Source organism: Caulobacter sp. GW821-FHT11E11 (assembly GCF_058808315.1).
Map to the genome: position 1 here is coordinate 80270 of NZ_JBXARO010000006.1, position 25778 is coordinate 106047.

Here is a 25778-nt window from a genome sequence, read left to right on the forward strand (position 1 = left end):
CGGGCATTGAACTAAGCTCCCGCGGGCGATAGGTCAAAGTCTGCATTTTTCCGGTTCGGAGCCTCGATGTCTCGCCCCGCCGTTTTCGCCGCCGCCATTCTCGGCCTGGCGATCGCCACGTCCGCCTGTACGCCGCTGACCAGCTATTCCGGTTTCCAGGCCATCGAAGCCCGCCCCGCCGACATGAAGGTCGGCGAGGACAGCAAGTCGACCCTGATGGAAAAGCTGGGTTCGCCGTCGGTGGTTTCGACCTTCGACCAGAACACCTGGTACTACATCTCGCAGACCACCGACCGCGTGGCCTTCTACATGCCGCGCGTGATCAAGCGCGACGTCGTGGCCATCAAGTTCAACCAGGCCGACGAAAAGGTCGCCTCGGTGAACACCTACACGCTGAAGGACGGCAAGGTCATCGCCTACAACGGCCGTGAAACCCCGACCCGTGGCCGCGAGATGACCATCCTCGAACAGCTGCTGGGCAACGTCGGCCGTGGCGGCATGCTCCCGCAGGACGACGAGGCGCCGGGCCAGCGTCCGGGCGAGCGCCGCTAAGCGCGCCAGCCAAAAGTCGACAAATCGACAGATTAGAAAAGCCGCTCACCGCAAGGTGGGCGGCTTTTTCGCGCGTGGGGCGCAACGAACGAGCGACACCTACTCAAAAGGGTGAGTAGACCAGCGCCATTCATTCTGAATTCGATATTCACCTTCTTAATTCAAGCAAGTAACCGCGACTTCAACACTTCATAAACCCGAAACGGGTCAACGTCGGACTCTGATCTCCAAGGTTTTGGAGAACGAATTCATGGCGGCGGTGGGAGGCGCACTATGGAGGGCATGGATCTTCGTGACGTCGCCGTTCTGCTGGTCGACGACAACGCCAACATGCGCAAGGTGGTCAGCCAGATTCTGAAGGCTGCCGGCGTGCGCAAAATTCGTGAAGCCAGCGATGGGCTCGAAGCGCTGAAGATCTTTCAGTCGCAGGAAGTCGACCTGATCTTCACCGACCTGATGATGCATCCGGTCGACGGCCTGGCCTTCATCCGCTGGATCCGCACGTCGACGGCCAGCCCCAATCCCTATGTGCCGGTGATCATGATGACCGGTCACGCCACGCAACGCTCGCTGAACGATGCGCGGATGGCCGGGGTCACCGAGTTCCTGGCCAAGCCGCTGACGGCGCGCGGGGTCATGCACCGGATCAATGAGGTCGTGAACAACCCCCGCCCGTTCGTGCGGGCCACCGAATATTTCGGCCCCTGCCGTCGTCGTAAGATCGATCACGACTTCCAGGGGACCGAACGGCGGGGCGCGCCCGAGGTCGAGATCCAGGACGCGTTGGCCGAGATGGACCATGAGGACGTCTACTGAGTTCTTCTCAGTCCCCGAAAACACCGTCCTCAAGCAAAACGCCCCGGAGCTACCTCCGGGGCGTTTCGTCTTTCAGGCCTTGATCGAAGAGATCAGATCCCGTGGGCCAGCACCGCCAGCAGCAGCAGGGCCACGATGTTGGTGATCTTGATCATCGGGTTCACGGCCGGACCGGACGTATCCTTGTAGGGGTCGCCGACGGTGTCGCCGGTGACGGCGGCCTTGTGGGTGTCGCCGCCCTTGGTGTGCAGGACGCCGTTCTTGTCGGTGAAGCCCTCCTCGATGACCTTCTTGGCGTTGTCCCAGGCGCCGCCGCCGCTCGTCATCGAGATGGCGACGAACAGGCCGGTGACGATCACACCCATCAACATGGCGCCCAGCGAGGCGAACGCGTCGACCTTGCCGGCGATGGCCTTGATCACGAAGAACAGCACCACCGGCGAGACGACCGGCAGCAAGCTGGGCACGATCATCTCGCGGATGGCGGCCTTGGTCAGGATGTCGACGGCCTTGCCGTACTCGGGCTTGACCTCGCCGGTCATGATGCCCGGGTTCTCGCGGAACTGACGACGCACCTCGGCGACGACCGACTCGGCCGCGCGACCGACGGCGGTCATCGACAGGCCGCCGAACAGGAATGGCAGCAGGCCGCCGAACAGCAGGCCGACCACGACGTACGGGTTGGACAGGTCGAATGTCACCGGACCCATGCCGTCGAAGAAGCTGCCCGGTGCGGCATTGGCCGAGAAGTACTTGAGGTCTTCTGTATAGGCGGCGAACAGCACCAGGGCGCCCAGGCCGGCCGAACCGATGGCGTAGCCCTTGGTGACGGCCTTGGTGGTGTTGCCCACGGCGTCCAGGGCGTCGGTGGTGACGCGGACTTCCGGCGGCAGGCCCGCCATCTCGGCGATGCCGCCGGCGTTGTCGGTGACCGGACCGAAGGCGTCCAGGGCGACGATGAAGCCGGCCAGCGACAGCATGGTCGTGGTGGCGATGGCGATGCCGAACAGGCCCGCCAGATTATAGGTGACCAGGATGCCGACGATGATGGTCAGGGCCGGCAGGGCCGTGGACTCCAGCGACATGGCCAGACCCTGGATCACGTTCGTGCCGTGACCCGAGACGCTGGCCTGGGCCACCGACTTCACCGGGCGGAAGTTGGTGCCGGTGTAGTACTCGGTGATCATCACGATCGCGGCGGTGACGGCCAGGCCGACCAGGCCGCAATAGAACAGGCTGTCGGCGTCGAAGCTGCGGTCTCCGACCGTCACGGCGGTCGGCACCAGCTGGTGGATCACGTACCAGACGGCCGGGATCGACAGCACGCCGGTGACGATCAGGCCCTGATAGAGGGCGCCCATGATGTTCTGCTTCTTGCCCAGACGCACGGCGAACGAGCCGATGATCGAGGTGACGATGCAGACGGCGCAGATGGCCAGCGGTAGCAGCATCATCGAGGTCACCGCTTCGGTGCCGCGGAAGAAGATCGCCGCCAGGACCATGGTGGCGACCGTGGTCACCGCATAGGTCTCGAACAGGTCGGCGGCCATGCCGGCGCAGTCGCCGACGTTGTCGCCGACGTTGTCGGCGATGGTCGCGGCGTTGCGGGGATCATCTTCCGGGATGCCGGCTTCCACCTTGCCCACCAGATCGCCGCCCACGTCGGCGCCCTTGGTGAAGATGCCGCCGCCCAGACGGGCGAAAATCGAGATCAGCGAGGCGCCGAAACCCAGGGACACCAGCGAGTCGACCACCACGCGGTCGGTGCCGGCGTGGCCGGTCGACAGCAGCAGACTGTAGTAGCCCGCCACGCCGATCAGGGCGAAGCCGGCCACCAGCATGCCGGTGACGGCGCCGGAGGTGAAGGCCATCGACAGGCCCTTGGCCAGGCTCTCGGACGAGGCCTGGGCCGTGCGGACATTGGCGCGGACCGAGATCAGCATGCCGGCGAAACCGGCGGCGCCCGACAGGATGGCGCCCAGGGCGAAGCCGACGGGCTGCTCCCAGGATTTGAAGAAGAACGCCAGAATGGCGATGACCACCACGCCGACGATGCCGATCGTCGTGTACTGGCGGTTCAGATAGGCCTGGGCCCCTTCCTGGATCGCCGCGGCGATCTCCTGCATTCGTGCATTGCCGGCCGAGGCCCGCATCAGACTGGCTGATTGCACGGCGCCGTAAAGCACCGCCAACAGCCCGGCCGCGATGGCCAGATTAAGCCAAAGACTCATTAGTTCTTCGCCCCTTCGCGCTTCCATTTCACGAGGGGTGCGCCAATCCTAGCGGCTAAAGGTCCAACGCGCGCCAAATATGACGAACGCCAGACCGCCGCCTGGATCGACGGGCGGGCCTTTGGCCTCGTGCCCCCTCGATGCTCCCTGAATGACCGCCGAACGGCGTCATCCAAATGAGACTGTCAGATGGCTGGGGGGCGCGCAACCCGTGTCGGTACAAGCGTTTGACGGGGCAAAGCTTGGCCTTTCGGGCGGAATCAGGGGTTCAGAGGACCCGTGCTGGGCGCCTTGGCGGCGCTCGCCTTGGGCGGCATCAGCTGCTGGCGGGGGATCTGCTTGACGATCTCGACCGAGGCGACCTTGCCCTTGCCGAACAGGGTGTTGCACTGCCCCAGGACGAAGCCGGTCAGGCGCGGGCCGTCGACTTCCTTCCAGCTGTCGGTGCGGGTGAAGGGCGTCCGGTAGGCGGCCCGCACGATCGCGTCGCGCAGCGCCGGCTCCTGTTCCTTGAAGGACTGGACCTCGGCGCCCGAGGTCAGCTTCAGGGTCATCGCCACGAAGACGTAGTTGACGATCCGGCCATTGGCGATGATCGGAATGGTCATCGAGCCCAGCTTGTAGGTGGGATCGAGCGCCTGCTCCTCGCCTTCCTTCTTCTTCTCGTTGGCCAGGGCCGGGCTCGCCCCAATGGCGAAGGAGACGGCGCAGGCGGCGGCGAGCAGGAGGCGGCGCGAGGGGGTGGCAAGACCGGTCATGGCCGCCACTGATAACCGACAGGCCTTGAGATTAACCTAACTAGCCGTGCAGCCAGCCCAGGCGGGACGGCGTGACGTCGCGGCCCTTGTAGTAGGCGCTGACCCCCTCGCCTTCCACGAACTCGCCGATCTCGCTGACCTTCACGCCCGCGGCGGCGGCGGCCACGCGGAAGTTCCAGGCCTCGTTGGGATCGACGGCGCAGACGATCTCGTAGTCGTCGCCGCCGGAAGCCAGGGAGATACGGCCTTCGACCTGCTCGGGCTGCTGGTCCAGCCAGGCCTGGCCGCCCGGCGACAGCGGCAGGCGCTCCAGGTCGACCCGCACGCGGCAGCCGCTGGCCTTGGCGATGTGGGCGCTGTCGGCCAGCAGGCCGTCGGAGACGTCGGCGGCGGCCCGGGCGTGGACGCGCATGGCGTCGCGCAGGGTCACGCGCGGTTCGGGCTGGCGATAGCGGCGCAGCATGGCGCCGTCGGCGTCCGCGACCTCGCCCCACTGGGCCAGGAGACCCAGCCAGCCGTCGCCGATGGTGCCGGAGACCATCAGGCGATCGCCCGGCTTGGCGCCACGCCGCAGGATGGCCGCGCCTTGCGGAACCCAGCCCAGGAGCGTCGCAGACACGACCAATGGGCCCGAGGTGGTGACGGTGTCGCCGCCCAGCAGCGAAATGTCGAAGGCGGCCCCGTCCTCGGCCAGGCCGCGGGCGAAGGTCTCCCGCGAGGCGACGTCGGAACCCGAGGGCCAGCCGACGGCCAGGAAGTAGCCGTAGGGCTCGGCGGCCTTGGCGGCCAGGTCCGAAAGATTGGTGCGCAGCAGCTTGCGGGCCACGACATCCAGGGCCTCGTCGGCCAGGAAGTGCACGCCGGCGACCATGGCGTCCTTGGTGACCACCAGGTCGTAGCCCGGACGCGACGGCAGCACGGCCGCGTCGTCCAGCAGGTCCAGCGCCACCGGATCGCCGCGCGTCAGAGGCCGCAGAAGGCGTTCGATATGGTCGAATTCCGTCGCCGGCGCTGCCGCCGAGGGCGGAGCGTCGTCTTCTGCGAACCAGTCGTCTTCGTCAGTCTCGTGCATCACGGGCTATCGCGTCGAGGGCACCATTGATGAAGCCTGACTCGGGTCCTTCGAAAAAGGATTTCGCGATCTCGACATACTCATTGATGACGACTTCGGTCGGAACGTCAGGCCGGTACATCAATTCGAAGGCCCCGGCGCGCAGCACGGCGCGGGCCGTCGCGTCCAGACGCTCCAGGCGCCAGCCCGAGGCCAGGCGCTTGACGATGCCCTGGTCGACCTTGGCCTGGTTGGTGACCACGCCCTTGGTGAGTTCGGCGAAGAAGGTCTCGTCGGCGGCTGCCAGGCGCTCGCCCTCGACGTCGCGGTCGAAGCGGTGCTCGCTGAACTCGCGGATCACGGAATCGACGCCCGCGCCCGAGACTTCCATCTGATACAGGGCCTGGACGACGGCGAGGCGCGCCACCGAGCGCGGTTGGATGCGGTTGCCGCTCATCGGGCCTGTCCCAGCAGTTGACGCTTCAGGGCGATGGTTTCCAGGCAGGCCTTGGCGGCCGCGCCGCCCCGGTCGCCTTCGCTGACGCGGGCGCGGGCGAAGGCCTGGGCCTCGTCGTCGACCGCCAGCACGCCAAAACCGATCGGCAGGCGCTTGCCGACGCCCAGGTCCTGCAGGCCGCGGGCCGTCTCGTGGGCCACCAGCTCGAAATGGTAGGTCTCGCCGCGGATGACCACGCCCAGGGCGACATAACCGTCGTAGCGCACGCCGACGGGCTTGTGGCCGGACTCTTCGGCGATGGCGATGGCGGTCGGAATCTGCAGCGCGCTGGAGACCGTGATCACGTCGTACTCGGCGCCCTGGGCCTCGATGGCCTGGGTCGCTCCGCGCAGCAGTTCGTCGGAGATCCCCGAATGGCTTCGGCCCTCCACGATCAACAGGCGGATGTTGTCTTCAACCATCTAGCTCGAATCTCCACGGCCGCGCTTGCCGCGCGACCAAAAGCACACATCAGGGATTAACGAACTATAGCTCGTCTTCGCCGCTATCGCTCAGGCCTTCTTCGCCGAGGAACTTCGCGAAGTCGCTCGTCTCCTTGAAGTCCCGATAGACCGAGGCGTAGCGGACATAGGCCACGTCATCGAGCGATTTCAACGCCTTCATGACCATTTCGCCCACCGTCGACGACGGAAGTTCGGTCTCGCCCATGCTTTCCAGCTGTCGGACGATGCCGTTGATCATACGTTCGACGCGCTCGGCCTCGACCGGACGCTTCTGCGTGGCCAGGGCGATCGAGCGCACCAGCTTGTCGCGATCGAACGGCGAACGGCGGCCCGAACGCTTCAGAATGATCAGCTCGCGCAGCTGAACCCGCTCGAAGGTCGTGAAGCGGCCGCCGCACTCGGGGCACATGCGACGACGGCGGATGGCCGCGCCGTCTTCCGACGGGCGGCTGTCCTTGACCTGGCTTTCGGCATGGCCGCAGAAGGGGCAACGCATGATGTGGCCCCTCCCGCGGCGCCTAAGCCATATTAGTTGTAGATCGGGAAGCGAGCCGTCAAGGCCAGCACTTCCTCACGCACCTTGCCCTCGACCTCGGCATTGCCTTCCGGACCGTTGGCGGCCAGGCCGTTGACGACCTCACCGATCAGCTCGCCCACGCGGGTGAACTCGGCTTCCTTGAAGCCGCGCGTGGTGCCGGCCGGCGTACCCAGGCGGATGCCCGAGGTGATCGTGAACGGCGCGGTGTCGAACGGCACGCCGTTCTTGTTGCAGGTCATGTGGGCGCGCTCGAGGCTGTGCTCGGCGTCGCGGCCGGTCACGCCCTTGGGACGCAGGTCGACCAGCATCAGGTGGCTGTCGGTGCCGCCCGAGACGATGTTGACGCCCGACTTCAGCAGGGCTTCCGACAGCGCCTTGGCGTTGGCGATGATCTGCTTGGCGTACTCCTGGAACGACGGCTGCAGCGCCTCGCCGAAGGCCACGGCCTTGGCGGCGATGACATGCTCCAGCGGACCGCCCTGCAGGCCCGGGAAGACGGCCGAATTGACCTTCTTGATGATCGCCTCGTCGTTGGTCAGCACCATGCCGCCACGCGGACCGCGCAGGGTCTTGTGGGTGGTGGTGGTCACGACGTGGGCGTGCGGGACCGGGTTGGGGAACACGCCGCCGGCCACCAGGCCTGCGAAGTGGGCCATGTCGACCATCAGATAGGCGCCGATCGAGTCGGCGATCTCGCGGAACCTGGCGAAGTCGATCTCGCGGCTGTAGGCGCTGCCGCCGGCGATGATCAGCTTGGGCTTCTCGCGCTGGGCGATCTCGGCGACGCTGTCATAGTCGATCAGCTGGTCCTGCTGGCGGACGCTGTAGCTGATCGGCTTGAACCACTTGCCCGACTGGTTGGCGGGCGAGCCGTGGGTCAGGTGACCGCCGGCGGCCAGGTCCATGCCCAGGAAGGTGTCGCCCGGCTGCAGCAGCGACATGAACACCGACTGGTTGGCCTGCGAGCCCGAGTGCGGCTGGACGTTGGCGAAACCCGCGCCGAACAGCTTCTTGGCGCGCTCGATCGCGATCGTCTCGATCTCGTCGACGAACTCGCAGCCGCCGTAATAACGCTTGCCCGGATAACCCTCGGCGTACTTGTTGGTCAGGATCGAGCCCTGAGCTTCCAGCACCGCCTTGGAAACGATGTTTTCCGAAGCGATCAGCTCGATCTGGTTTTGCTGACGGTCCAGCTCGCGACCGATGCGGTCGAAGATGTCTGCGTCCGCGGTGGCGAGGTCCGCGCCGAAAAAGGCGCTGGTGTTGGATTGGGTCATGACGCTCTCCAGGCGTTTGGGGGAGTCAGCAGAGGCGCCCTCTTTAACGGGTAAGGCGCGGCGATCAATCTCGGAACCACATGCCGAGCTGTGCGTTGCAGTCGCGTAAGGCGGCGCTGACCGCCCACGACAGAACATCTGCAACAACAGTAGTGGGGTATCTCATGGCGTCTCAGGGCGGCGGCACGGACACGACGAGCACGAATGACGTCGACATCCTTGGGCTCAGCGCCGAGATCGTGGCGGCCTACGTAGGCCAGAACACGGTATCCCAGACAGCCATTCCGGATCTGATCCGCACCGTTCACGAGGCCCTGGCCTCGCTGAACAATGGCGGCGAGGCTCCGCGCCCGATCGAGAAGGCCAAGCCGGCCGTGCCGGTGGGCCGCTCGGTGCAGCATGACTTCATCGTCTGCCTGGAAGACGGCAAGAAGCTGAAGATGCTGAAGCGCTACCTGCGCTCGCACTACGACATGAGCCCCGAGGAATATCGCCGCAAGTGGGGCCTGCCGCCGGACTATCCGATGGTCGCCCCGGCCTATGCGGCCCGGCGCTCGGACTTCGCCAAGAAGATCGGCCTGGGCAAGGGCGTACGGCGCGGCAGCTAGTTGCGCTTCGCCTGAGAGGCACGCGAACGCCGCCGGACTCCGGCGGCGTTTTTCGTTTCGACGATGTGTTGTTCGGTCGAAATTGAAGGCGTGCGTGTTCCTTAGGCCGCGTGGCCGCCCATGCGGGCGACGTTGCAGTGGGCCCACAGCTTTTCCATCGCCGTGACCAGCTTGCGCATCATGTCGTCGGTGTGGAACGGCGTGGGCGTGAAGCGCAGGCGTTCGGTGCCGCGCGGCACGGTCGGATAGTTGATCGGCTGCACATAGACGCCGTGATCGGCCAGCAGCATGTCGCTGATCAGCTTGGTGTGGATCGGATCGCCGACCAGCACCGGGACGATGTGGCTTTCGTTTTCCATGACCGGCAGGCCGGCGGCCTTGAACATGGCCTTCAGGGTCGCGGCGCGCTCCTGATGGATCTCGCGCACTTCCGGATGCTGCTTCAGCCAGCGGACGCTGGCCAGGGCGCCGGCCACCAGGGCGGGCGGCAGCGAGGTGGTGAAGATGAAGCCCGAGGCCATCAGGCGGATGGCGTCGATCACTTCGGCGTCGCCGGTGATGTAGCCGCCCATGACGCCGAACGCCTTGCCCAGCGTGCCTTCGATGATGTCGATCTCGCCCATCAGGCCTTCGCGCTCGGCGACGCCGCCGCCGCGCGGGCCGTACATGCCGACCGCGTGGACCTCGTCCAGATAGGTCATGGCGCCGTACTTCTTGGCCAGGGCGGCCGTGGCGCGGATGTCGGCGATGTCGCCGTCCATAGAATAGACGCTCTCGAAGGCGACCAGCTTGGGCGCGTCGGCCGGGGCGGCCGCCAGCAGCTCTTCAAGGTGCTCAAGATCGTTGTGGCGGAACACCTTGCGCGGACCACCGCCATTGCGGATGCCGGCGATCATCGAGGCGTGGTTCAGCTCGTCCGAGAAGATGATCAGGCCAGGCAGGATCTTCTGCACGACAGACAGCGACGCTTCGTTCGAGACGTAGCCCGAGGTGAACAGCAGGCCGGCTTCCTTGCCGTGCAGATCGGCCAGTTCCTGCTCCAGCAGGACGTGGTCGTGGTTCGTGCCCGAGATGTTGCGGGTGCCGCCCGAGCCCGAGCCGTGTTCGTCGACGGCCGCCTTCATGGCGTCCAGCACGATCGGATTCTGGCCTTGGCCGAGATAGTCGTTGCTGCACCAAACCACGACTTCGCGTTCCGAGCCGTCCTGGCGGGTCCAGGTGGCGCGCGGGAACTGGCCGCGTTGACGCTTCAGGTCAGCGAAGACCCGGTAACGGCCCTCTTCGCGGATCTGGTCGACGGCGCTGCGGAACGCGGCTTTGTAGTCCATGTCGATCTTCCAAACCGGCCGGGCAATCGTCCGGCGGTCCCCTTATTCCAGGCTCGGCTTTTCGCACCAAGCTTCCGTAGTGTCCATCTAAGGGCGTTTACCTAGCAAATAGAATTGCGCGATTGGACGCATAGACTGCGTCAATCGACGCCCCAGATGGTGCGCGCGGTCTTGAATGATTCAGTTCAAGTCCGCCAGCCTGCCGCGCAGCATTTGGATCACGGCGGAGAAGTCCTTACCCCCGAAGCCGTTGCCGTCGAACAGGGCGTACAGCGCCTCGGCCTGGGCGCCCATCGGGGTCGAGGCCCCGGCCTTGGCGGCCGCGTCCTGGGCCAGCTTCAGGTCCTTCAGCATCATGGCCGTGGCGAAACCGCCCTCGTAGTGGCGGTCGGCCGGGGTCTGGGGGCCGACGTCCGGCACCGGGCAATAGCTGGTCACCGACCAGCACTGGCCCGAGGACTTGCTGGCGATCTCGAAGAAGCGGTCGGCGGCCAGGCCCAGCTTCTCGGCCAGGGCGAAGGCCTCGCAGGTTCCCAGCATCGAGACGCCCAGCAGCATGTTGTTGCAGATCTTGGCCGCCTGCCCTGCCCCATGGTCGCCGGCGTGGATCGTCACGCGCGACATCGGGGCCAGGGCTTCCTCGACGAAGACGAAGTCGGCGGCGTCGCAGCCGACCATGAAGGCCAGGGTCCCGGCCTCGGCGGCCATGATCCCGCCCGACACCGGCGCGTCGGCGAAGCGGAAGCCGGCCTCGGCCGCCTGCTTGGCCACCACCCGGGCGGTCTCGACGTCGATGGTCGAACAGTCGATCAGCAGGGCCGACTTCGGCGCATGCTTGAAGACCTGCTCGCTATAGACCGAGCGCACATGCGGACCGGCCGGCAGCATGGAGATCACCACCTCGGCGTCGGCCACCGCCTCGGCCACGGACGCGGCCGCGTGGCAGCCGGCCTCCACCGCCCGCTCGACCGCAGCGGCCGAGAGGTCGAAGGCGCGGACGTGGTGCTGGGCCTTGGCCTGGTTGGCGGCCATGCCGCCGCCCATGTTGCCCAGGCCGATAAAGGCGATGCGCGTCATGTGAAGCTCCCTGCAAATGCGAACCGCGCCTCATGGGCGCGGTTCTTATCGTTGTATTCCAGGCGTTTCCGGCGTCAGCGCGCCGTCGACGGCTTGCGGAACTTGTAGACGAACTGGTCGGTCTTGCCGCGGATCGACGGGTCGTAGACGTTGGTCTTGCGGCTGTCGGCGGGGCGCCGCAGGACCTTGCTTTCGCCCTCGAAGATGAAGCCGGCGGCCGTGACCTCGGACCGGACGGTCGCCGCGTCGATGCGGTGCAGGTCCTCGGTGTTGCGCAGGCCCGCGCCCGGCTCGGCCGAGTGGTCGATGACCATGTAGACGCCGCCCGGCTTCAGCGAGCGGAAGACCTGGCGGTTCACGACCGACAGGTCGGCCGGGCCCATGAACTTGTCGTGCATGTCGTGATAGTTCAGCGCCGTGAACACCAGATCCAGCTTCTCGGGGGCCGAGAAGTTGGGCAGCGTGTTCAGCACCACCTTCACATTGGCATATTCGGGATCGCGGGCGATGGCGCTTACCGCCGGCTCGCGCTTGGCCAGCTTGGTCAGCTCGTCGGGCACATAGGCATAGATGACGCCGCGCGGACCGACGGCCTTGGCCAGGATGCGGGTGAAGTAGCCGCCGCCGGGAATCAGGTCGGCGACCTTGGCGCCCTGACGCACGCCGGCGAAGGCCAGCACGTCGCCCGGACGGCGATCGTTGTCGCGCACCATGTCGGCGGCCGGACGCGACGGATCGCTCAGGGCGGCGGCGATGTTCGGCGGGATGCCGGCGGCGACGGGACCCGGAGGCGGCGGAGGCGGCGGGCCCAGCATCGGCTGCGTGGCGCAGGCGGCGAGGCCCAGCACCGCGATGAGACTGAGAAGCGGCTTACGCATGGCAATCCTTCCGAACCGACGTGTTCTTGATTGAGACGAGGCTAGCCTACGCAATCGGTTACGTCAGCGGTACCCATTCTTCCGCTGCGGGAAGCGGCGCGAAAATCTCGTCGATCATGGCGTCGGTGACCTCTTCCAAGGTCGCCGGGTTCCACTGGGGCGCGTTGTCCTTGTCGACGATCACAGCCCGGACGCCCTCGATGAAGTCGTGCTTGCGCACCACCCGCGAGCCGATCCGGTATTCCATGGCCATGTTGTCGGCGAAGTCGGTCATGGCCTCGCCGCGCTTCAGCTGCTCGAAGGCGACCTTCAGGGTCTGGGGCGACTTGGTCTTCAGCACCGCCAGCTGGGCCTTGCCCCAGTCGCTGGAGTCGAGGGTCAGGAACTCGACGATCTCCTCGACGGTCTCGCCGACGAACAGGCGGTTGAGATCCTGCTCGAAGCCCAGCAGCGAGGCCTTGCCGGCGTCGGCCCGATACTTCTTCAGGATCTCTTCGATGCGGCGCGGGTCGGCGATGATCGCCTTCTTCAGGCCCTCGATGGCGCCGAACTCGACATGGTGCGTGGCGATGCCCAGCCGCATGCAGTCCGCGCCTTTGATCCGCGCGCCGGTCAGGGCCAGCCACAGCCCCGCCTTGCCCGGCAGGCGCGGCAGGTACCAGCCGCCGCCGACGTCCGGGAACAGGCCGATGCCGGTCTCGGGCATGGCGAAGGTCGTGCGCTCGGTGGCGATCCGCACGTGCGCCGGCATCGAGATGCCCACGCCCCCGCCCATGACGATGCCGTCCATCACCGCCACCACCGGCGTGTCGTAGCTGAACAGCAGGTGGTTCAGCTGGTACTCGGTGTGGAAGAAGGCCCGCGCCTCGACGCCGTCCTTGGCGCCGCTTTCGGCCAGCATGCGGATGTCGCCGCCGGCGCAGAAGCCGCGCTCGCCCGCATGGTCGATCAGGACCAGGTAGATCTCGGGATCCTCCTGCCAGTCCAGCAGCGCCCCGATCATGATCTCGCACATGCCCTGGGTCAGGGCGTGCAGCGCCTTGGGACGGTTTAGGGTGATGCGCCCGACATTCTTCTCGACGCGGATCAGGACTTCGGGTTCGTCGGTCATCTCAAGTCCTAGGCGGGTTCGGCGACGGGCGCGCAGTTCAGGCGATCGACCTGGCCGCCGCTGAGGCGGAAGATGGCGTCCTGTGGCGTGTCCTGGGCGATCACCTCGGCGCGCGACAGTCCGCCATAGGCGCCGCGCAGCATCCAGCCGGCGATGCCGTGGCTGACCACGATCAGCTTGCGCTCGGGCTCGGGCGCCTGGTCGGCCAGCCAGCCGGAGACCCGGCCCATGATCGCCTCATAGGTCTCGCCGTTCGGTGACTTGAAGGCCCATTCCGGATCGCTCTGCAGCGCCGGCGTCTCGCGCTTGACCTCATCGCGCAGGCGGTTGGACCAGTCGCCGACGCTGATCTCCAGCAGGCGATCGTCGAACGCGACCGGCAGGCCCAGGCGCTTGCCGATCGTCTCGGCCGTGTCGCGCGCCCGGCGCAGCGGGCTGGCGACGATGCGCCAATCAGCGGGAGGATCGCGCGCGATCAGGTCATGCAGCAGGTCGGCCATGGCCGCGGCCTGCAGACGACCCAGCGGGGTCAGGTCCGACTCGGTCTGGCCCTGCATGCGGCCTTCGCGATTGTGGAAGGTCTGCCCGTGGCGACAGAGATAGATCATCGGACGCTCACTGGCGGAACATCTCGCGGGCGATGATGACACGCATGATTTCGTTGGTCCCTTCCAGGATCTGGTGCACCCGCAGGTCGCGCACGATGCGCTCCAGCGGATAGTCCTGGAGGTAGCCGTAGCCGCCGTGCAACTGCAAGGCGTCATTGGCCACCTGGAAGCCGGCGTCGGTCGCGAAGCGCTTGGCCATGGCGCACAGCTTGGTCGCCTCGGGATGCTTGTTGTCCAGCGCGTGAGCCGCGCGGCGCACCATCAGGCGGGCGGCCTCCAGCTCGGTGGCCATGTCGGCCAGCTTGAACTGCAGGGCCTGGAAGTCCTTCAGCGCTTTGCCGAACTGGTTGCGGGTCTCCATGTAGGCCTTGGCCGTGTCGAGAGCGAACTGCGCGCCGCCCAGCGAGCACGAGGCGATGTTCAGCCGCCCGCCATCCAGGCCCATCATGGCGAAGCGGAAGCCCTCGCCTTCCTGGCCGATGCGGTTGGCGACCGGCACCCGGCAGTTGTCGAAGTTCACCTGGGCGGTCGGCTGGGCGTTCCAGCCCATCTTGCGCTCATTGGCCCCGAAGCTGAGACCCTCCGTCCCCTTCTCGACCACGAAGGCCGAGACGCCCTTGGCGCCGTCGCCGCCCGTGCGAGCCATGACGACATAGACGTCCGACACGCCGCCGCCCGAGATGAAGGCCTTGCCGCCGTTCAGGACATAGTGGTCGCCATCCAGCTTGGCGGTCGTGCGCATGTTGGCCGCGTCCGAGCCCGAACCCGGCTCGGTCAGGCAGTAGCTGGCGATCAGCTCCATCGTGGTCAGGCGCGGCAGGTAACGCTGGCGCAGATCGTCCGAACCGAAACGATCGATCATCCATGAGGCCATGTTGTGGATGGTCAGGTACGCCGCCGTCGGCACGTCGCCGTAGCTCAGGGCCTCGAAGATGATCGAGGCGTCCAGGCGCGACAGACCCGAGCCGCCGACGTCCTCTGTTACATAAATGCCGGCGAAGCCCAGCTCGGCGGCCTGGCGCAGCGTATCGACGGGAAAGTGCTTCTGCTCGTCCCACTGCGCCGAGAACGGGGCAAGCTGTCCTTCGGCGAACGCACGGGCGGCGTCCTGGATTGCGACTTGATCTTCGTTCAGCGCGAAATCCATGCGCACTTCCTCCCGTTCGGGGCAGAACCGCCCTCGCCTTCTTGATCGCTGACGTGCCGCGCGGAAAGCCGGCTGTCAACGCGTCTCGCAGAGCCGTTCAAGTGTGACCTGAAATCCTCCGTTACACGGTGTGTAGCGGCTGAGGCGTCACACCCTCTTGATAACCATCGCCTTTAAGCCCAAATGCCCGTCTCGAGTCTGGGCGTTCTCAACCATAAAAACTGCATCAACGACTATGCGTTTCCTGAAACTTGCTCTTGCCGCCCTGACGGTGGCCCTTGGAATGGCTGCGGCCACCGCACCGGCCTATGCCGGCGGCGATATCTCGCGCTCGTATGGCGTCTGGCGCAATCCGAAGAACTCCGTGCATCTGGAGATCAAGGACTGCGGCCCCAGCACCTGCGGCGTCGTGGTGTGGGCCAGCCCCAAGGCCGAGGCCGATGCGCGCAAGGCTGGCGCCGACACCCTGATCGGCAAGCAGCTGCTGCGTGACTTCGAAGCCCAGGACAACGGCACGCTGAAGGGCCGCGTCTGGGTCCCGACCCTGAAGGTCACCCTGGTGGGCTCGGCCGACATCGTCGACACCCGCACCATGCGCGCCAAGGGCTGCGTGCTGGGCAACTTCCTGTGCAAGTCGCAGCTGTGGACCCGCATCGACGGCCCGTCGGTGCTGGCCTCGCGGGCTGCTCCCTAAACTTCCACCTTAAGGGCGGGCGTCTCTTGCCTCGCGCGGCCGACCGCGCGACATCAAGCGCATGACCGTTCCGCCCCTCGCCCCCTATCCCCACACCCGCCTGCGCCGCGTGCGCCAGGCCGACTGGACCCGCCGCCTCGTCCGCGAGACCGAGGTCCGGCCGTCCGACCTGATCTGGTCGATGGTGGTGCACGAGGGCGAAGGCGTGATCCCGGTGGCCTCGATGCCGGGCGTCGAGCGCCTGAGCGTCAAGGAGGCCGCCAAGGCCGCCGTCCGCGCCCGTGACCTGGGCATCCCGGCCATCGCCATCTTCCCGCACATCGACGGCTCGCGCAAAGACGCGACCGGCTCGATCGCCGCCGATCCCGACGGCGTCATCCCCCGCGCCGTCAAGGCCATGAAGGACGCCGCTCCCGAGGTCGGCATCATGTGCGACGTCGCCCTGGACCCCTTCACCGACCACGGCCACGACGGCGTGATCGAGGGCGGCAAGATCCTCAACGACCCGACCATCGAGCGCCTGATCGAACAGGGCATCATGCAGGCCGAGGCCGGCGCCGACATCCTGGCCCCGTCGGACATGATGGACGGCCGCATCGGAGCCCTGCGCGCGGCGCTGGAAGGCGCCAACCACCAGGACGTGATGATCATGTCCTACGCCGCCAAATACGCCTCGGCCTTCTACGGCCCGTACCGCGACGCCATTGGCTCGGCGAAACTCGCGGGTGGCCAGGGTGACAAGAAGACCTACCAGATGGACCCGGCCAACACCGAGGAAGCCATCCGCGAGGTCGCGCTCGACATCGCCGAGGGCGCCGACATGGTCATGGTCAAGCCGGGCATGCCCTATCTGGATATCCTGCGCCGCCTGGTCGACGAGTTCCGCATGCCGACCTACGCCTTCCAGGTGTCTGGCGAGTACGCGATGATCATGGCCGCCGCCCAGAACGGCTGGATCGACCAGGACCGCGCCATCCTGGAAAGCCTTACCGCCTTCAAGCGGGCCGGCGCGGCGGGCATCATCACCTACTTCGCCCCCTGGGCCGCCGAGAAGCTGGGCTGACATGGCCGCGCCGAGGACCGCCTTCAGCCAAGGCCGGTTCTACGGCGCACCCACCGTCGAGCGCCAGCTGCCGGGCGTGCGCCTGGCGCATCTGGAAGCCACCAAGCGCGCTGACGACGTCGATGAGCACAGCCACGACGACACCCACTTCGTGCTGGCCACCCACGGCCGCTACATCACCACCGCCGCCGGGCCTGAAACCGAGGGTCCGGTGCTGGTCTACAACCCACCGGGCGTGGTGCACCGTGATCGCTTCGTGGACGGCGGTGGCTATTTCCTGGCCGTCAGCTTCGCCCCCGCCGACTGGCGCACCCTGGCCGACGCCGGACGCGGCGCGGCGATCGACGCCCTGCGGCTGACCGGCCCGGCCGCCCGCCGCGCGGCCCTGCGCCTGACCCGCTCACTGCTGGCCCGCGACGCCGAAGCGCTGTCGCTGGAAGGCCTGAGCCTGGAACTGGCCGCCCAGGCGATCACGCCCGTGACGGATGGCGACAAGCGCCCGTCCTGGCTGGATCGCGCCGAGACCTATCTGGCCGACACGTTCGATCAGCCAATCAATGTCGCGGATCTCGCCGAGATCGCTGGCGTCCATCCGGTGCATCTGGCGCGCGGCTATCGGCGCTGGCTGGGGGCGGCGCCGGGCGATCGTCTGCGCACGCGCCGGCTGGAACGCGCCGCCGATCTGCTGATGCGCGGCCGCGACCCGATCGGCGAGATCGCCCTGGCCTCGGGCTTCTGCGACCAGAGCCACCTCAATCGCCAGTTCCTAAAGGCCTATGGCGTCACACCCGGCGAGTTCGCGCGGCTGTGCGGCCGCCGGCCGGTTGTTGCAAGCGTCCAAGACGAGGTCGTCGGCGCGGCCTAGACGGCCAAGGTCAGTTCCTGGAGTTCCCGCCTTGAAAGCTCTCGCGTTCGCCGCCGCTCTCGTTCTCGCGCCCCTCTCCACCCAGGCCGCCGACTGGACCACCGCCACGCCCGCCGCCGAGGGCGTTTCGGCCGCCAAGCTCGAAGCGATGTCGGCCGCCATCAAGGCCGGCGAATTCCAGAAGATCACCAGCGTCCTGGTCGCCCGCCACGGCAAGCTGGTGTTCGAGGCCTATTACGACGCGGACGGCGCGGAAGCCCGCCGCAACACCCGCTCGGTCACCAAGACCGTCACCGCCATGCTGGCCGGCGCGGCGCTGGCTCGCGGCGCCGTGCCCAGCGTCGACGCGCCGATCAAGACCTGGCTCAAGGACCGCAAGCCGGCCGCCAATCCCGATCCGCGCAAAGACAAGGTCACGGTCGAGGACCTGCTGACCATGAGCTCCATTGCCGAGTGCGACGACGACAACCAGTACTCGCGCGGCAACGAGGAGCGGATGTACCTGATCGAGGACTGGGTCGGCTTCTACCGGGACCTGCCGGTGCGCGGCTTCCCGGACTGGAGCCCCAAGCCCGAGGCCTCGCCCTATGGCCGCAGCTTCAGCTACTGCACCGCCGGGGTCGTGACCCTGGGCCAGGTCGTCCAGAACGCCGTCAAGCAGCCCCTGCCCGCCTTCGCCGACGAGGTGCTGTTCAAGCCGCTCGGCATCGAGAACCCCAAGTGGCAGATGTCGCCCACGGGCCTGGCCATGGGCGGCGGGGGCCTGGGCCTGCGCAGCCGCGACCTGCTGAAGCTGGGTCAGCTCTACGCCAATGGCGGCCTGTGGGACGGCAAGCAGGTCCTGCCGGCCGACTTCGTGAAGGCCTCGGTCAGGCCGCACGCCAATGCGCGGGAGAACACCGACTATGGCTACCTGGTCTGGCTGCAGACGTTCAATGGTCACAAGGCCTGGCTGATGAGCGGTTCGGGCGGCCAGAAGGTGGCGATCGTGCCGGATCTGGACCTGGTAGCGGTGATCACCACGACCAACTTCGGCGTGCGCCAGCCGCATGTGATCTCCGAGAAGCTGCTGGCCGATCACATCCTGGCGGCGGTCGATAAGTAGCGACTCGGCTAGGCTCCAACCATGAGCCGCGTCCTCGACATCGTCACCGCCGTGATCCGCGACGCGGACGGCCGCATGCTGCTGGTCCGCAAGCGCGGCACGACTGCGTTCATGAAGCCCGGCGGCAAGCGTGACGGCGGCGAGGACGACCTGACCACCCTGGCGCGCGAGCTCGACGAAGAGCTGGGCTGCCGGCTGGTCCACGCCGAGCTGCTAGGCAACTACGCGGCTCCGGCCGCCAACGAAGCTGGGTTCACCGTCCAGTCCGCCACCTACCTCGCCACGGTCGAGGGTGACATCACCGCGCGGGCCGAGATCGAGGAACTGGCCTGGATCGATCCGGCAGCGCCGGGCGACCTGCGGCTCGCGCCGCTGCTGACCGATCAGGTCCTGCCAGCGCTGCTGGCCCGCGCCTAGGCCTTGCCCATGGCGGTGATCCGCCCGTGGACCAGCTCCTGCGCCAGCTCGCGCGCCCGGTCCGCCGGCCGGCCCAGCAGCTCGCTCAGCGTCGGCCCGAACAGCCCGACCCCGATGGCCAGGACGATGTTCAGCAGGATGAAGTCGATGATCGTCTCGCGCTCGAGGCCGACATCCTGCGCCAGGCGGGTCTGAACCACCTCGTCGACGACCTGGCGCACCAGCGTCATCCGCCGCCCCTCGCCGGTCAGCTCCAGCCACGCCGCCAGCCGCGCCGCGCCCTTGGCCTCGAAGGCGTCGAACAGGGCCTGGGCCCCGAAGCCGGCCGAGACGCCCTGCTCGTTGAAGCCGGCGATGATCTTGTCGGCCAGCTGCCGGATCATCCGCTCCATCAGCGCCGTCTCCACCCCGGCGATCGAGCCGAAGTGGTGGATGACATTGGCGTGGACCACGCCCGCGGCCTTGGCCACGTCGGCCAGCTTGATCGCCTGCGGGCCGTGCTCGACCAGCAGCGCCTCGGCGGCGGCGAGGATGTTCTCGCGCGCGGCTTCGGGCGAGCGGCGCACGCGCGTTTTCGGAGCGCCAATGGGCGCGGAGCTCTCTATTGACATTTTTGTCAGTATAACTCAGGATGCATCACAACACAGGCTCACAGAGCCCTAATCCGGCGGAGCGCACAACGCCATGACCGATGCCAAAACCACCCCCGCAGACCTGGACGTCACGCCGCGCGACATCCGTTTCGACCTCGCAGACGCCCAGAAGGGCCACTGGCTGGGCGGCGATCCCGTCGGCACGGCGGTGTTCAACGCCCTGTCCCTGACCTTCCCGGACGGCGAGCGCCTCTTCATGGACGCGGTGCGCAACTACCGCCACCTGCTGACCGGCAAGCTGCTGGACGACGCCAAGAACTTCATCGCCCAGGAAGCCATCCACTCGCGCGAGCATCATCAGCTGAACAGCCTGATCGACCGCGAGCGTTATCCGGTTGCCGAGATCGAGGAGATCGTGAAGGGCCGCGTGAAGATGGCCCGCGAGCGCGGCAAGATGGCCATGCTGCTGTCGACCATCGCGCTGGAGCACTTCACGGCGATGATGGCCGAGATGCACGTGCGCCATCAGGACCTGTTCGACAAGGCCCATCCCGAGGTCGAGAAGCTGTGGCGCTGGCATGCCATGGAGGAGACCGAGCACAAGGCGGTCGCCTATGACGTCTTCATGGTCGCCACTCAGGATTGGACGCCGCGCCGCCGCTATTTCATGCGCTGCCGGGCGATGTTCTTCGTGACCATCATGTTTACCCGCAACATCTGCCGCTACGCCGCCCGCCTGCTGGAAACCGACGGCTACACGCCGAAGGCGGCGCTGAAGGCGGTCAATGCATTCGTGTGGGGCAAGCCGGGCCTCTTCCGCCGCGGCTGGAAGACCTATTTCGCCTGGTACCGCCCCGGCTTCCACCCCTGGGACCAGGACGACCGCGCCGAGTTCGCGGATTGGAAAGCCGAGTTCGACGCGGCGGTGGCGTAGAAACAAAAACGGCGGCCCGAGAGGCCGCCGTTTCCGTTTGTGCTGTGAGCGCGATCAGCCCGCGATCAGGCCGAAGTCCGCCACCTGCCCCATGGCGTCGCGCACGGCGGCCAGGGTCTTGAGGCGGTTGTCGCGGTGCTCGGGCTCGTTGACGAAGACGCCGTCCAGATAGGCGTCGACCGGACCGCGCAGCTCGGCCAGCTGGGTCATGGCGCCGGTGAAGTCCTCGGCGTCCAAGGCGTCCTTCAGCGGCTTGGCCAGCAGGCGCAGGGCGTTGTAGAGGCCCACCTCGGCGTCGCTGTCGGCGGTCGGCGCTTCCGGAGCCCCGACCGGCAGAGCGCCCTTCTTCTCCTCGGCCTTGAGGATGTTGGAAGCGCGCTTGTAGCCGGCCATCAGGGTCTTGCCATCGTCGGTCTTCAGGAAACCATCCAGGGCCTCGACCCGCGCGACGATGCGCGCCAGGTCGTCGTCGCCCAGGGCGAAGACGGCGTCGACGAGGTCATGGCGCTTGCCTTGGTCGCGTAGGGTGACTTTTAGGCGGTCGGCGAAGAAGGCGACGATTTCCGGCGCGATCTCCATGCCCGACCCGGTAAGGCCTTCCTCATTCTCAGCTTGAGCAAACAGCGCCTTCCGCAGCACGGAGATAAGCGAAACTTGCAGGCGGTTCTCCAGAATGATCCGGATCACGCCAAGCGCCGCACGGCGTAGGGCATAAGGGTCTTTCGAACCCGTCGGCTTCTCACCGATAGCAAAGAACCTAGCGAGCGTATCCAGCTTGTCCGCCAACGCCACGGCCACGCTGACCGGCGCAGCCGGTACGGCGTCTGACGGCCCTTGTGGCTTGTAGTGGTCGCGCACAGCGTCCGCGATCTCGCCGTCCAGGCCGAAGGTACGGGCGTAGTAGCCGCCCATGACGCCCTGCAGCTCGGGGAACTCCCCAACCATCTGCGAGGCGAGGTCGGCCTTGGCCAGGCGCGCGGCTTCCTTGGTCTTGGCGACATCGGCGCCGACCAGCGGGGCGATCTCGCCGGCCAGGGCGACGATGCGCTCGACGCGCTGTGCCATGGTGCCGAGCTTGGCGTGGAAGGTGACGCCGTTCAGCTTCTCCAGCCACGGCTCGAAGCCGACCTTGACGTCCTCGTCCCAGAAGAAGCGAGCGTCGGACAGGCGCGAGGACAGCACCTTGGCGTTGCCGGCCGCGATCACCGCGCCGCCGTCGGCCGCCTGGATATTGGCGATGGTGATGAAGTGCGGGGCCAGGCCCTCTTCACCGGCCTTGCGGACGGCGAAGTACTTCTGGTGCGTGCGCATCGAGGTGCGGATCACCTCGGGCGGCAGGCTCAGGAACACCGGGTCCATGTCGCCCAGCACCGGCGTCGGCCATTCGGCGAGGCCGGCGACTTCTTCCAGCAGGCCCTGGTCCTCGACCAGTTCCAGGTGACGGGCGAAGCACAGGGTCTTGCAGCCTTCGAGGATGCGTTCCTTGCGCTCCTCGACGTCGAGCACGACGAAGTGGGCCTCCAGGCCCGCCGCGTACTCGTCGAAGTCCTTGGCCGTGAACGGCTGGGCGTCGCCCATGAAGCGGTGGCCTTCGGTGATGTCGCCGCTCGGGATGCCCTCGATGGCGAACGGCACGACCTCGCGGTCCAGCACGCACAGGATCCGCTTCAGCGGACGCACCCAGCGCAGCTTCTTGGTCCCCCAGATCATCGACTTGGGCCACGGGAAGCCGCGGACGATGGCCTCGACCATCTCGGCGACGATCTCCGGCGTCGGGCGGCCCTTCTTCTCGATGAAGGCCATGTAGACGCCGTCGCGTTCGACCAGCTGGTCCTGGCTCAGGCCGGCCTTGCGCAGGAAGCCTTCCATGGCTTGCGGCGGGGCGCCGACGCGCGGGCCCTTCAGCTCTTCCTTGCGATCGGCCTGGGCCAGCGGCAGGCCTTCGGCCACCAGGGTCAGGCGGCGCGGGCCGGCGAAGGTCTTCAGGGCCTCGGGCAGGAAGCCGGCGGCGGCCAGGTGCTCGCGCGCCATGCGCTCCAGGTCCTTGGCGGCCTGGGCCTGCATGCGGGCGGGGATCTCTTCCGAGAACAGTTCGAGGAGAAGTTGGGGCATCTTAACTTACGCGGCTTCCTGCTGATCGACCCAGGCGCTGGCGCACATCTTACAGAGGTCGCGGATGCGGCCGATGTAGCTGGCGCGCTCGGCGACGGCGATCGCGCCGCGGGCGTTCATCAGGTTGAAAAGGTGGCTGGCCTTGAGGACCATGTCGTAGGCGGGCAGCACCAGGGCCTTGTCCTGGTACGAGCGGGCCAGCATCAGCGGGACCTGCTGTTCCATCTGCTCGAACTGCTGCTTGAGCACCGAGACGTCGTAGCCGTGGAAGTTGGCTTCCGACTGCTGGCGCTCGTTCTCCAGGAACACGTCGCCATAGGTCGTCGCGCCCAGCGGCGAGTCCGGGTCGTTGAACGGCAGGTCGTAGACGTTGTCGACGCCGAACACGTACATGGCCAGGCGTTCCAGGCCGTAGGTCAGCTCGCCAGCCACCGGCGAGACGTCCAGGCCGCCCACCTGCTGGAAGTAGGTGTACTGCGACACTTCCATGCCGTCGCACCAAACTTCCCAGCCCAGGCCCCACGCGCCGACGGTCGGGTTCTCCCAGTCGTCCTCGACGAAGCGGATGTCGTGGGTGCGCAGGTCCAGGCCGATCGCTTCCAGCGAACCCAGGTACAGGTCCTGCATGTTCTCGGGGTTCGGCTTCAGGATCACCTGGTATTGGTAATAGTGCTGCAGGCGGTTGGGGTTCTCGCCATAGCGGCCGTCGCCCGGACGGCGCGAGGGCTGCACATAGGCCGCGTTCCAGGGCTTGGGGCCCAAGGCGCGCAGCACGGTGGCCGGGTGCAGGGTCCCCGCCCCCACTTCCACGTCGTGCGGCTGCAGGATGATACAGCCCTGCCGGCTCCAATAGTCATGGAGCGTCAGGATCAGGCTTTGGAAGGACTTGGGTTTTTCGCGCGACATCAATCGAAGCAGGCCTAGAAAAAAGTCGGCGGACCATAGGGCCCGCCGACTGCTGCTTCAAGCGATGTCCGAGGCTTCAGAAGCCTTAGTTGCCCTTCGGCACGGTGCGCTTGCCGGCGTTGGAGTCCGGCAGGCCGTACTTGGCGCGGTTGGCCTTGGTGTCGGCGACCGGCGGGTTAGAGACGACATTGGCGTCGCCGGCCTTCAGCGAGGCCTGGGCCTCCGGCGACTGCGACGAGGTCGGCACGACGCCCGAGGTGTTCACGCCCGAGGCCGGAGCCGAGGTCGCCGTCGGCGAGGCGGCCGGGTCAGCGGCCATGTCGGTGGCCGTCGCCGGCGCGGCTTGGGCCGGATCGGCCGGCATGGCCGGAGCGGCTTGATCGGCCGGAGCGGCCGGGGCCATCTGCTCGTTGGCGGCCACGTTCATGGTCGCGCCGGCGTCGGTGGCGGCGGGCGCGGCCGAGGCTTGCAGGCCCGGGACGTCCTTGGGGATCAGCACCTTGTCGACCACGTGCAGCACGCCGTTGCTGGCCATGACGTCGGTCTGGGTGATGGTGGCGCCGTCGACCATCGGGGTCGTACCCGAGCCGTCCAGCAGCAGCGACGAGCCCTCGACGCTCTTCACTTCACCCTTGGCGCCCTTGATCTTGGTGGAGTCCACCTTGGCGTTGATCAGGTGATAGGTCAGCACCTTCTGCAGCAGCGGTCCGTTCTCGGGCAGCATCAGCTTGTCCAGCTCACCGGCCGGGAGGGCCGCGAAGGCCGCGTCGGTGGGCGCGAACAGGGTCAGGTTCTGGTTGGTCTTCAGGACGCTGGTCAGGTTCACAGCGCCGACGGCCTTCAGGAAGGTGGTGAACTGGCCCGACGCTGTGGCGGTGTCGATCAGGTCACCCTTGGCCACGACGGGCGAAGCGGCGGCGGTCGGCGCCTGCGCGGCGGGCGCCGGAGCGGCCATGTCTTGAGCTTGGGCGGCGCCGGCCAGCAGGGCGATAGCCGCGGCGGCGGTCAGGAGACGCTTGGTGTTCATGGTCGAGTTCCTCTCGGTTCGAGCGGTGTACGCCCGGACCGGGGACTCGGTTCCGCGATCACGGCCTCGTGATCACGATTAAGCTTCACCTGAAGAAGAACACGACCGCCACGCCGGAGACGATCAACGCAAAGCCGGCAAGCGTCGACCACTTGATCGCCTCGCCGAGATAGAAATACGAGAACAGGATGAAGATCACCAAGGTGATGACCTCCTGGCCGACTTTCAACTGAGCCGTCGAATACATATTGTGGCCGATGCGGTTGGCCGGCACGGCCAGCATGTACTCAGGCAGCGCGATCAGCCAGCTGGACAGGATCGCCACCGGCAGCGCCATCGGCTTGCCCTTCAGGTGACCGTACCAGGCGTAGGTCATGAAGATGTTGGACATCACCAGCAACGCCCAGGGCGCGATCTTCATGACGAGGGGCGGCATAGGGCGGGCTCCGAGGCGGGGCGATAGGATTCCCGCAACCTAGGACAAGGGGCGCCCTGCGCGCCACCATCCTCCCGTTGGTCGAAATCGCCGGTTTCTGACGCAATCGAAGCGCCTGGCGCTCATATTTTAGGCGCCTCGTCCAATTCGTTTCCAAAACCTTGCCCGCAAGGCACGTCACGGAACCGTCGCCGATAGCGTGGCCGAGCCGGGGAAACGATGCAGCGCGTGATGGCGGCGTCGGCGGTGATCACAAGGGGGCGCTCTCTCGCTTCCGACAACCAAGCAAAAGCAAGCCCGCGGCGACGCGGGTCGGAGCAGGCGGATGAAACTGATCATAGCGGTCGTCAAACCCTTCAAGCTGGACGAGGTGCGCGAGTCGCTCGTCGCCGCCGGCGTCGAAGGCCTGACGGTTTCGGAAGTGAAGGGCTACGGCCGCCAGAAGGGCCAGACCGAGATCTATCGGGGCGCGGAGTACCAAGTGAACTTCGTGCCGAAAGTGAAACTCGAAGCGGTCGTGGACGACGCGTCCGCCGCCAAGGCCGTCGAGGCGGTCAAGGCCGCCGCGGCCACCGGCAAGATCGGCGACGGCAAGATCTTCGTGCTGAACGTCGAAGAAGCCGTCCGCATCCGCACCGGCGAAACCGGCTCGGCCGCTCTGTAACGCATCGGGAAAAGGGGATACC

28 protein-coding genes are annotated in these 25778 nt (G+C 66.9%); 10 read left to right on the forward strand and 18 right to left on the reverse strand.

From position 1 onward, the window contains the following. The first annotated feature begins 66 nt into the window (after positions 1–66). Both AC1RR5_RS15935 and AC1RR5_RS15940 read left to right on the forward strand, forming a co-directional pair. Positions 67–552 (forward strand): outer membrane protein assembly factor BamE, encoded by a 486-nt coding sequence (locus AC1RR5_RS15935; protein WP_492922798.1) that lies wholly within the window; start codon positions 67–69, stop codon positions 550–552. A gap of 273 nt (positions 553–825) precedes the next feature. Next, positions 826–1368 (forward strand): response regulator, encoded by a 543-nt coding sequence (locus AC1RR5_RS15940; protein ID WP_492922800.1) that lies wholly within the window; start codon positions 826–828, stop codon positions 1366–1368. Between the two features lie 92 nt (positions 1369–1460). Here the strand turns inward: AC1RR5_RS15940 and AC1RR5_RS15945 are convergent, their stop codons facing one another. The 7 genes from AC1RR5_RS15945 to glyA form a co-directional block, all read right to left on the reverse strand. Continuing rightward, positions 1461–3599: a sodium-translocating pyrophosphatase gene (locus tag AC1RR5_RS15945; protein ID WP_492922802.1), complete on the reverse strand. Its 2139-nt coding sequence runs from the start codon at positions 3597–3599 to the stop codon at positions 1461–1463. 260 nt (positions 3600–3859) lie between these two features. After that, entirely contained in the window at positions 3860–4357 is a 498-nt protein-coding gene (locus AC1RR5_RS15950; RefSeq protein WP_492922804.1) for a hypothetical protein, read from the reverse strand. Between the two features lie 40 nt (positions 4358–4397). Further along, positions 4398–5429 carry a thiamine-phosphate kinase gene (thiL, locus tag AC1RR5_RS15955; RefSeq protein ID WP_492922806.1) on the reverse strand — a complete coding sequence of 344 codons (1032 nt, stop codon included), beginning with the start codon at positions 5427–5429 and terminating at the stop codon, positions 4398–4400. After that, positions 5416–5865, reverse strand: a complete 450-nt coding sequence (nusB, locus tag AC1RR5_RS15960) for a transcription antitermination factor NusB (RefSeq protein WP_492922808.1) — start codon at positions 5863–5865, stop codon at positions 5416–5418. Before nusB ends, thiL begins: the two co-directional genes overlap by 14 nt. Then, complete coding sequence (gene ribH / locus AC1RR5_RS15965) at positions 5862–6326, reverse strand: 6,7-dimethyl-8-ribityllumazine synthase (protein ID WP_492922810.1); 465 nt, start codon at positions 6324–6326, stop codon at positions 5862–5864. The genes nusB and ribH overlap by 4 nt, the downstream gene beginning before the upstream one ends. A 64-nt stretch (positions 6327–6390) precedes the next feature. Beyond that, entirely contained in the window at positions 6391–6864 is a 474-nt protein-coding gene (nrdR, locus tag AC1RR5_RS15970; protein WP_223395103.1) for a transcriptional regulator NrdR, read from the reverse strand. A 32-nt stretch (positions 6865–6896) separates the two neighbouring features. Then, positions 6897–8183: a serine hydroxymethyltransferase gene (glyA, locus tag AC1RR5_RS15975; protein WP_492922813.1), complete on the reverse strand. Its 1287-nt coding sequence runs from the start codon at positions 8181–8183 to the stop codon at positions 6897–6899. Positions 8184–8347: 164 nt separating this feature from the next. Here glyA and AC1RR5_RS15980 point away from each other — a divergent pair, with 164 nt between their 5' ends. Then, on the forward strand, positions 8348–8791 hold the full coding sequence (locus tag AC1RR5_RS15980) for a Ros/MucR family transcriptional regulator (protein ID WP_492922815.1): 444 nt from the start codon (positions 8348–8350) through the stop codon (positions 8789–8791). A 101-nt stretch (positions 8792–8892) separates the two neighbouring features. On the opposite strand, the gene hemA is transcribed toward AC1RR5_RS15980, so the two are convergent. From hemA to AC1RR5_RS16010, 6 genes are all read right to left on the reverse strand, one after another. Beyond that, positions 8893–10119, reverse strand: coding sequence for a 5-aminolevulinate synthase (gene hemA / locus AC1RR5_RS15985; protein ID WP_492922817.1), 1227 nt, complete (start codon positions 10117–10119; stop codon positions 8893–8895). Positions 10120–10299: 180 nt separating this feature from the next. Continuing rightward, positions 10300–11214 carry a 3-hydroxyisobutyrate dehydrogenase gene (gene mmsB / locus AC1RR5_RS15990; protein WP_492923383.1) on the reverse strand — a complete coding sequence of 305 codons (915 nt, stop codon included), beginning with the start codon at positions 11212–11214 and terminating at the stop codon, positions 10300–10302. Positions 11215–11270: 56 nt separating this feature from the next. After that, positions 11271–12074: a class I SAM-dependent methyltransferase gene (locus AC1RR5_RS15995; RefSeq protein ID WP_492922819.1), complete on the reverse strand. Its 804-nt coding sequence runs from the start codon at positions 12072–12074 to the stop codon at positions 11271–11273. Positions 12075–12132: 58 nt separating this feature from the next. Next, positions 12133–13185, reverse strand: coding sequence for an enoyl-CoA hydratase/isomerase family protein (locus AC1RR5_RS16000; protein ID WP_492922821.1), 1053 nt, complete (start codon positions 13183–13185; stop codon positions 12133–12135). A gap of 8 nt (positions 13186–13193) precedes the next feature. Continuing rightward, positions 13194–13793: a histidine phosphatase family protein gene (locus tag AC1RR5_RS16005; protein ID WP_492922823.1), complete on the reverse strand. Its 600-nt coding sequence runs from the start codon at positions 13791–13793 to the stop codon at positions 13194–13196. A 7-nt stretch (positions 13794–13800) separates the two neighbouring features. Next, positions 13801–14946: an isobutyryl-CoA dehydrogenase gene (locus AC1RR5_RS16010; RefSeq protein WP_492922825.1), complete on the reverse strand. Its 1146-nt coding sequence runs from the start codon at positions 14944–14946 to the stop codon at positions 13801–13803. A gap of 229 nt (positions 14947–15175) precedes the next feature. Here AC1RR5_RS16010 and AC1RR5_RS16015 point away from each other — a divergent pair, with 229 nt between their 5' ends. The 5 genes from AC1RR5_RS16015 to AC1RR5_RS16035 all read left to right on the forward strand — a co-directional run bounded on the left by AC1RR5_RS16015 (position 15176) and on the right by AC1RR5_RS16035 (position 19084). Beyond that, positions 15176–15634, forward strand: a complete 459-nt coding sequence (locus AC1RR5_RS16015) for a DUF2147 domain-containing protein (RefSeq protein WP_492922827.1) — start codon at positions 15176–15178, stop codon at positions 15632–15634. 61 nt (positions 15635–15695) lie between these two features. After that, entirely contained in the window at positions 15696–16697 is a 1002-nt protein-coding gene (gene hemB / locus AC1RR5_RS16020) for a porphobilinogen synthase (RefSeq protein ID WP_492922829.1), read from the forward strand. A gap of 1 nt (position 16698) precedes the next feature. Continuing rightward, on the forward strand, positions 16699–17562 hold the full coding sequence (locus tag AC1RR5_RS16025; protein ID WP_492922831.1) for a helix-turn-helix transcriptional regulator: 864 nt from the start codon (positions 16699–16701) through the stop codon (positions 17560–17562). A 31-nt stretch (positions 17563–17593) separates the two neighbouring features. After that, complete coding sequence (locus tag AC1RR5_RS16030; protein ID WP_492922833.1) at positions 17594–18667, forward strand: serine hydrolase domain-containing protein; 1074 nt, start codon at positions 17594–17596, stop codon at positions 18665–18667. Positions 18668–18688: 21 nt separating this feature from the next. Beyond that, positions 18689–19084, forward strand: coding sequence for an NUDIX hydrolase (locus tag AC1RR5_RS16035; RefSeq protein WP_492922835.1), 396 nt, complete (start codon positions 18689–18691; stop codon positions 19082–19084). On the opposite strand, the gene AC1RR5_RS16040 is transcribed toward AC1RR5_RS16035, so the two are convergent. After that, on the reverse strand, positions 19081–19695 hold the full coding sequence (locus tag AC1RR5_RS16040) for a TetR/AcrR family transcriptional regulator (protein ID WP_492922837.1): 615 nt from the start codon (positions 19693–19695) through the stop codon (positions 19081–19083). The genes AC1RR5_RS16035 and AC1RR5_RS16040 overlap by 4 nt on opposite strands. 73 nt (positions 19696–19768) lie before the next feature. Between AC1RR5_RS16040 and AC1RR5_RS16045 the strand changes: the two genes are divergently transcribed. After that, on the forward strand, positions 19769–20611 hold the full coding sequence (locus AC1RR5_RS16045) for a metal-dependent hydrolase (protein WP_492922839.1): 843 nt from the start codon (positions 19769–19771) through the stop codon (positions 20609–20611). 54 nt (positions 20612–20665) lie between these two features. On the opposite strand, the gene glyS is transcribed toward AC1RR5_RS16045, so the two are convergent. The 4 genes from glyS to AC1RR5_RS16065 form a co-directional block, all read right to left on the reverse strand. Beyond that, complete coding sequence (gene glyS / locus AC1RR5_RS16050) at positions 20666–22723, reverse strand: glycine--tRNA ligase subunit beta (protein WP_492922841.1); 2058 nt, start codon at positions 22721–22723, stop codon at positions 20666–20668. Positions 22724–22729: 6 nt separating this feature from the next. Continuing rightward, a complete protein-coding gene (locus AC1RR5_RS16055; RefSeq protein ID WP_492922843.1) occupies positions 22730–23629 on the reverse strand; it encodes a glycine--tRNA ligase subunit alpha in 900 nt (299 codons plus the stop codon). Positions 23630–23714: 85 nt separating this feature from the next. Beyond that, positions 23715–24656, reverse strand: coding sequence for a fasciclin domain-containing protein (locus AC1RR5_RS16060; RefSeq protein WP_492922845.1), 942 nt, complete (start codon positions 24654–24656; stop codon positions 23715–23717). An 85-nt stretch (positions 24657–24741) separates the two neighbouring features. Then, on the reverse strand, positions 24742–25092 hold the full coding sequence (locus AC1RR5_RS16065) for a DMT family protein (RefSeq protein ID WP_492922847.1): 351 nt from the start codon (positions 25090–25092) through the stop codon (positions 24742–24744). 325 nt (positions 25093–25417) lie between these two features. On the opposite strand from AC1RR5_RS16065, the gene AC1RR5_RS16070 reads away from it, so the two are divergent. Further along, a complete protein-coding gene (locus tag AC1RR5_RS16070) occupies positions 25418–25756 on the forward strand; it encodes a P-II family nitrogen regulator (RefSeq protein WP_291879143.1) in 339 nt (112 codons plus the stop codon). Positions 25757–25778: the final 22 nt, after the last annotated feature.

Coding starts and splice junctions, on each gene's coding strand:
- AC1RR5_RS16005 (WP_492922823.1), bottom strand. CDS start 13,793: ATGATCTATCTCTGTCGCCACGGGCAGACCTTCCACAATCGCGAAGGC.
- AC1RR5_RS16025 (WP_492922831.1), top strand. CDS start 16,699: ATGGCCGCGCCGAGGACCGCCTTCAGCCAAGGCCGGTTCTACGGCGCA.
- AC1RR5_RS16040 (WP_492922837.1), bottom strand. CDS start 19,695: ATGTCAATAGAGAGCTCCGCGCCCATTGGCGCTCCGAAAACGCGCGTG.
- AC1RR5_RS15935 (WP_492922798.1), top strand. CDS start 67: ATGTCTCGCCCCGCCGTTTTCGCCGCCGCCATTCTCGGCCTGGCGATC.
- AC1RR5_RS15950 (WP_492922804.1), bottom strand. CDS start 4,357: ATGACCGGTCTTGCCACCCCCTCGCGCCGCCTCCTGCTCGCCGCCGCC.
- AC1RR5_RS16015 (WP_492922827.1), top strand. CDS start 15,176: ATGCGTTTCCTGAAACTTGCTCTTGCCGCCCTGACGGTGGCCCTTGGA.
- AC1RR5_RS16065 (WP_492922847.1), bottom strand. CDS start 25,092: ATGCCGCCCCTCGTCATGAAGATCGCGCCCTGGGCGTTGCTGGTGATG.
- AC1RR5_RS15945 (WP_492922802.1), bottom strand. CDS start 3,599: ATGAGTCTTTGGCTTAATCTGGCCATCGCGGCCGGGCTGTTGGCGGTG.
- hemB (WP_492922829.1), top strand. CDS start 15,696: ATGACCGTTCCGCCCCTCGCCCCCTATCCCCACACCCGCCTGCGCCGC.
- AC1RR5_RS16000 (WP_492922821.1), bottom strand. CDS start 13,185: ATGACCGACGAACCCGAAGTCCTGATCCGCGTCGAGAAGAATGTCGGG.
- hemA (WP_492922817.1), bottom strand. CDS start 10,119: ATGGACTACAAAGCCGCGTTCCGCAGCGCCGTCGACCAGATCCGCGAA.
- AC1RR5_RS16060 (WP_492922845.1), bottom strand. CDS start 24,656: ATGAACACCAAGCGTCTCCTGACCGCCGCCGCGGCTATCGCCCTGCTG.
- ribH (WP_492922810.1), bottom strand. CDS start 6,326: ATGGTTGAAGACAACATCCGCCTGTTGATCGTGGAGGGCCGAAGCCAT.
- AC1RR5_RS16035 (WP_492922835.1), top strand. CDS start 18,689: ATGAGCCGCGTCCTCGACATCGTCACCGCCGTGATCCGCGACGCGGAC.
- AC1RR5_RS15995 (WP_492922819.1), bottom strand. CDS start 12,074: ATGCGTAAGCCGCTTCTCAGTCTCATCGCGGTGCTGGGCCTCGCCGCC.
- AC1RR5_RS15940 (WP_492922800.1), top strand. CDS start 826: ATGGAGGGCATGGATCTTCGTGACGTCGCCGTTCTGCTGGTCGACGAC.
- glyA (WP_492922813.1), bottom strand. CDS start 8,183: ATGACCCAATCCAACACCAGCGCCTTTTTCGGCGCGGACCTCGCCACC.
- thiL (WP_492922806.1), bottom strand. CDS start 5,429: ATGCACGAGACTGACGAAGACGACTGGTTCGCAGAAGACGACGCTCCG.
- glyS (WP_492922841.1), bottom strand. CDS start 22,723: ATGCCCCAACTTCTCCTCGAACTGTTCTCGGAAGAGATCCCCGCCCGC.
- AC1RR5_RS16070 (WP_291879143.1), top strand. CDS start 25,418: ATGAAACTGATCATAGCGGTCGTCAAACCCTTCAAGCTGGACGAGGTG.
- nrdR (WP_223395103.1), bottom strand. CDS start 6,864: ATGCGTTGCCCCTTCTGCGGCCATGCCGAAAGCCAGGTCAAGGACAGC.
- AC1RR5_RS16045 (WP_492922839.1), top strand. CDS start 19,769: ATGACCGATGCCAAAACCACCCCCGCAGACCTGGACGTCACGCCGCGC.
- nusB (WP_492922808.1), bottom strand. CDS start 5,865: ATGAGCGGCAACCGCATCCAACCGCGCTCGGTGGCGCGCCTCGCCGTC.
- AC1RR5_RS16055 (WP_492922843.1), bottom strand. CDS start 23,629: ATGTCGCGCGAAAAACCCAAGTCCTTCCAAAGCCTGATCCTGACGCTC.
- AC1RR5_RS15980 (WP_492922815.1), top strand. CDS start 8,348: ATGGCGTCTCAGGGCGGCGGCACGGACACGACGAGCACGAATGACGTC.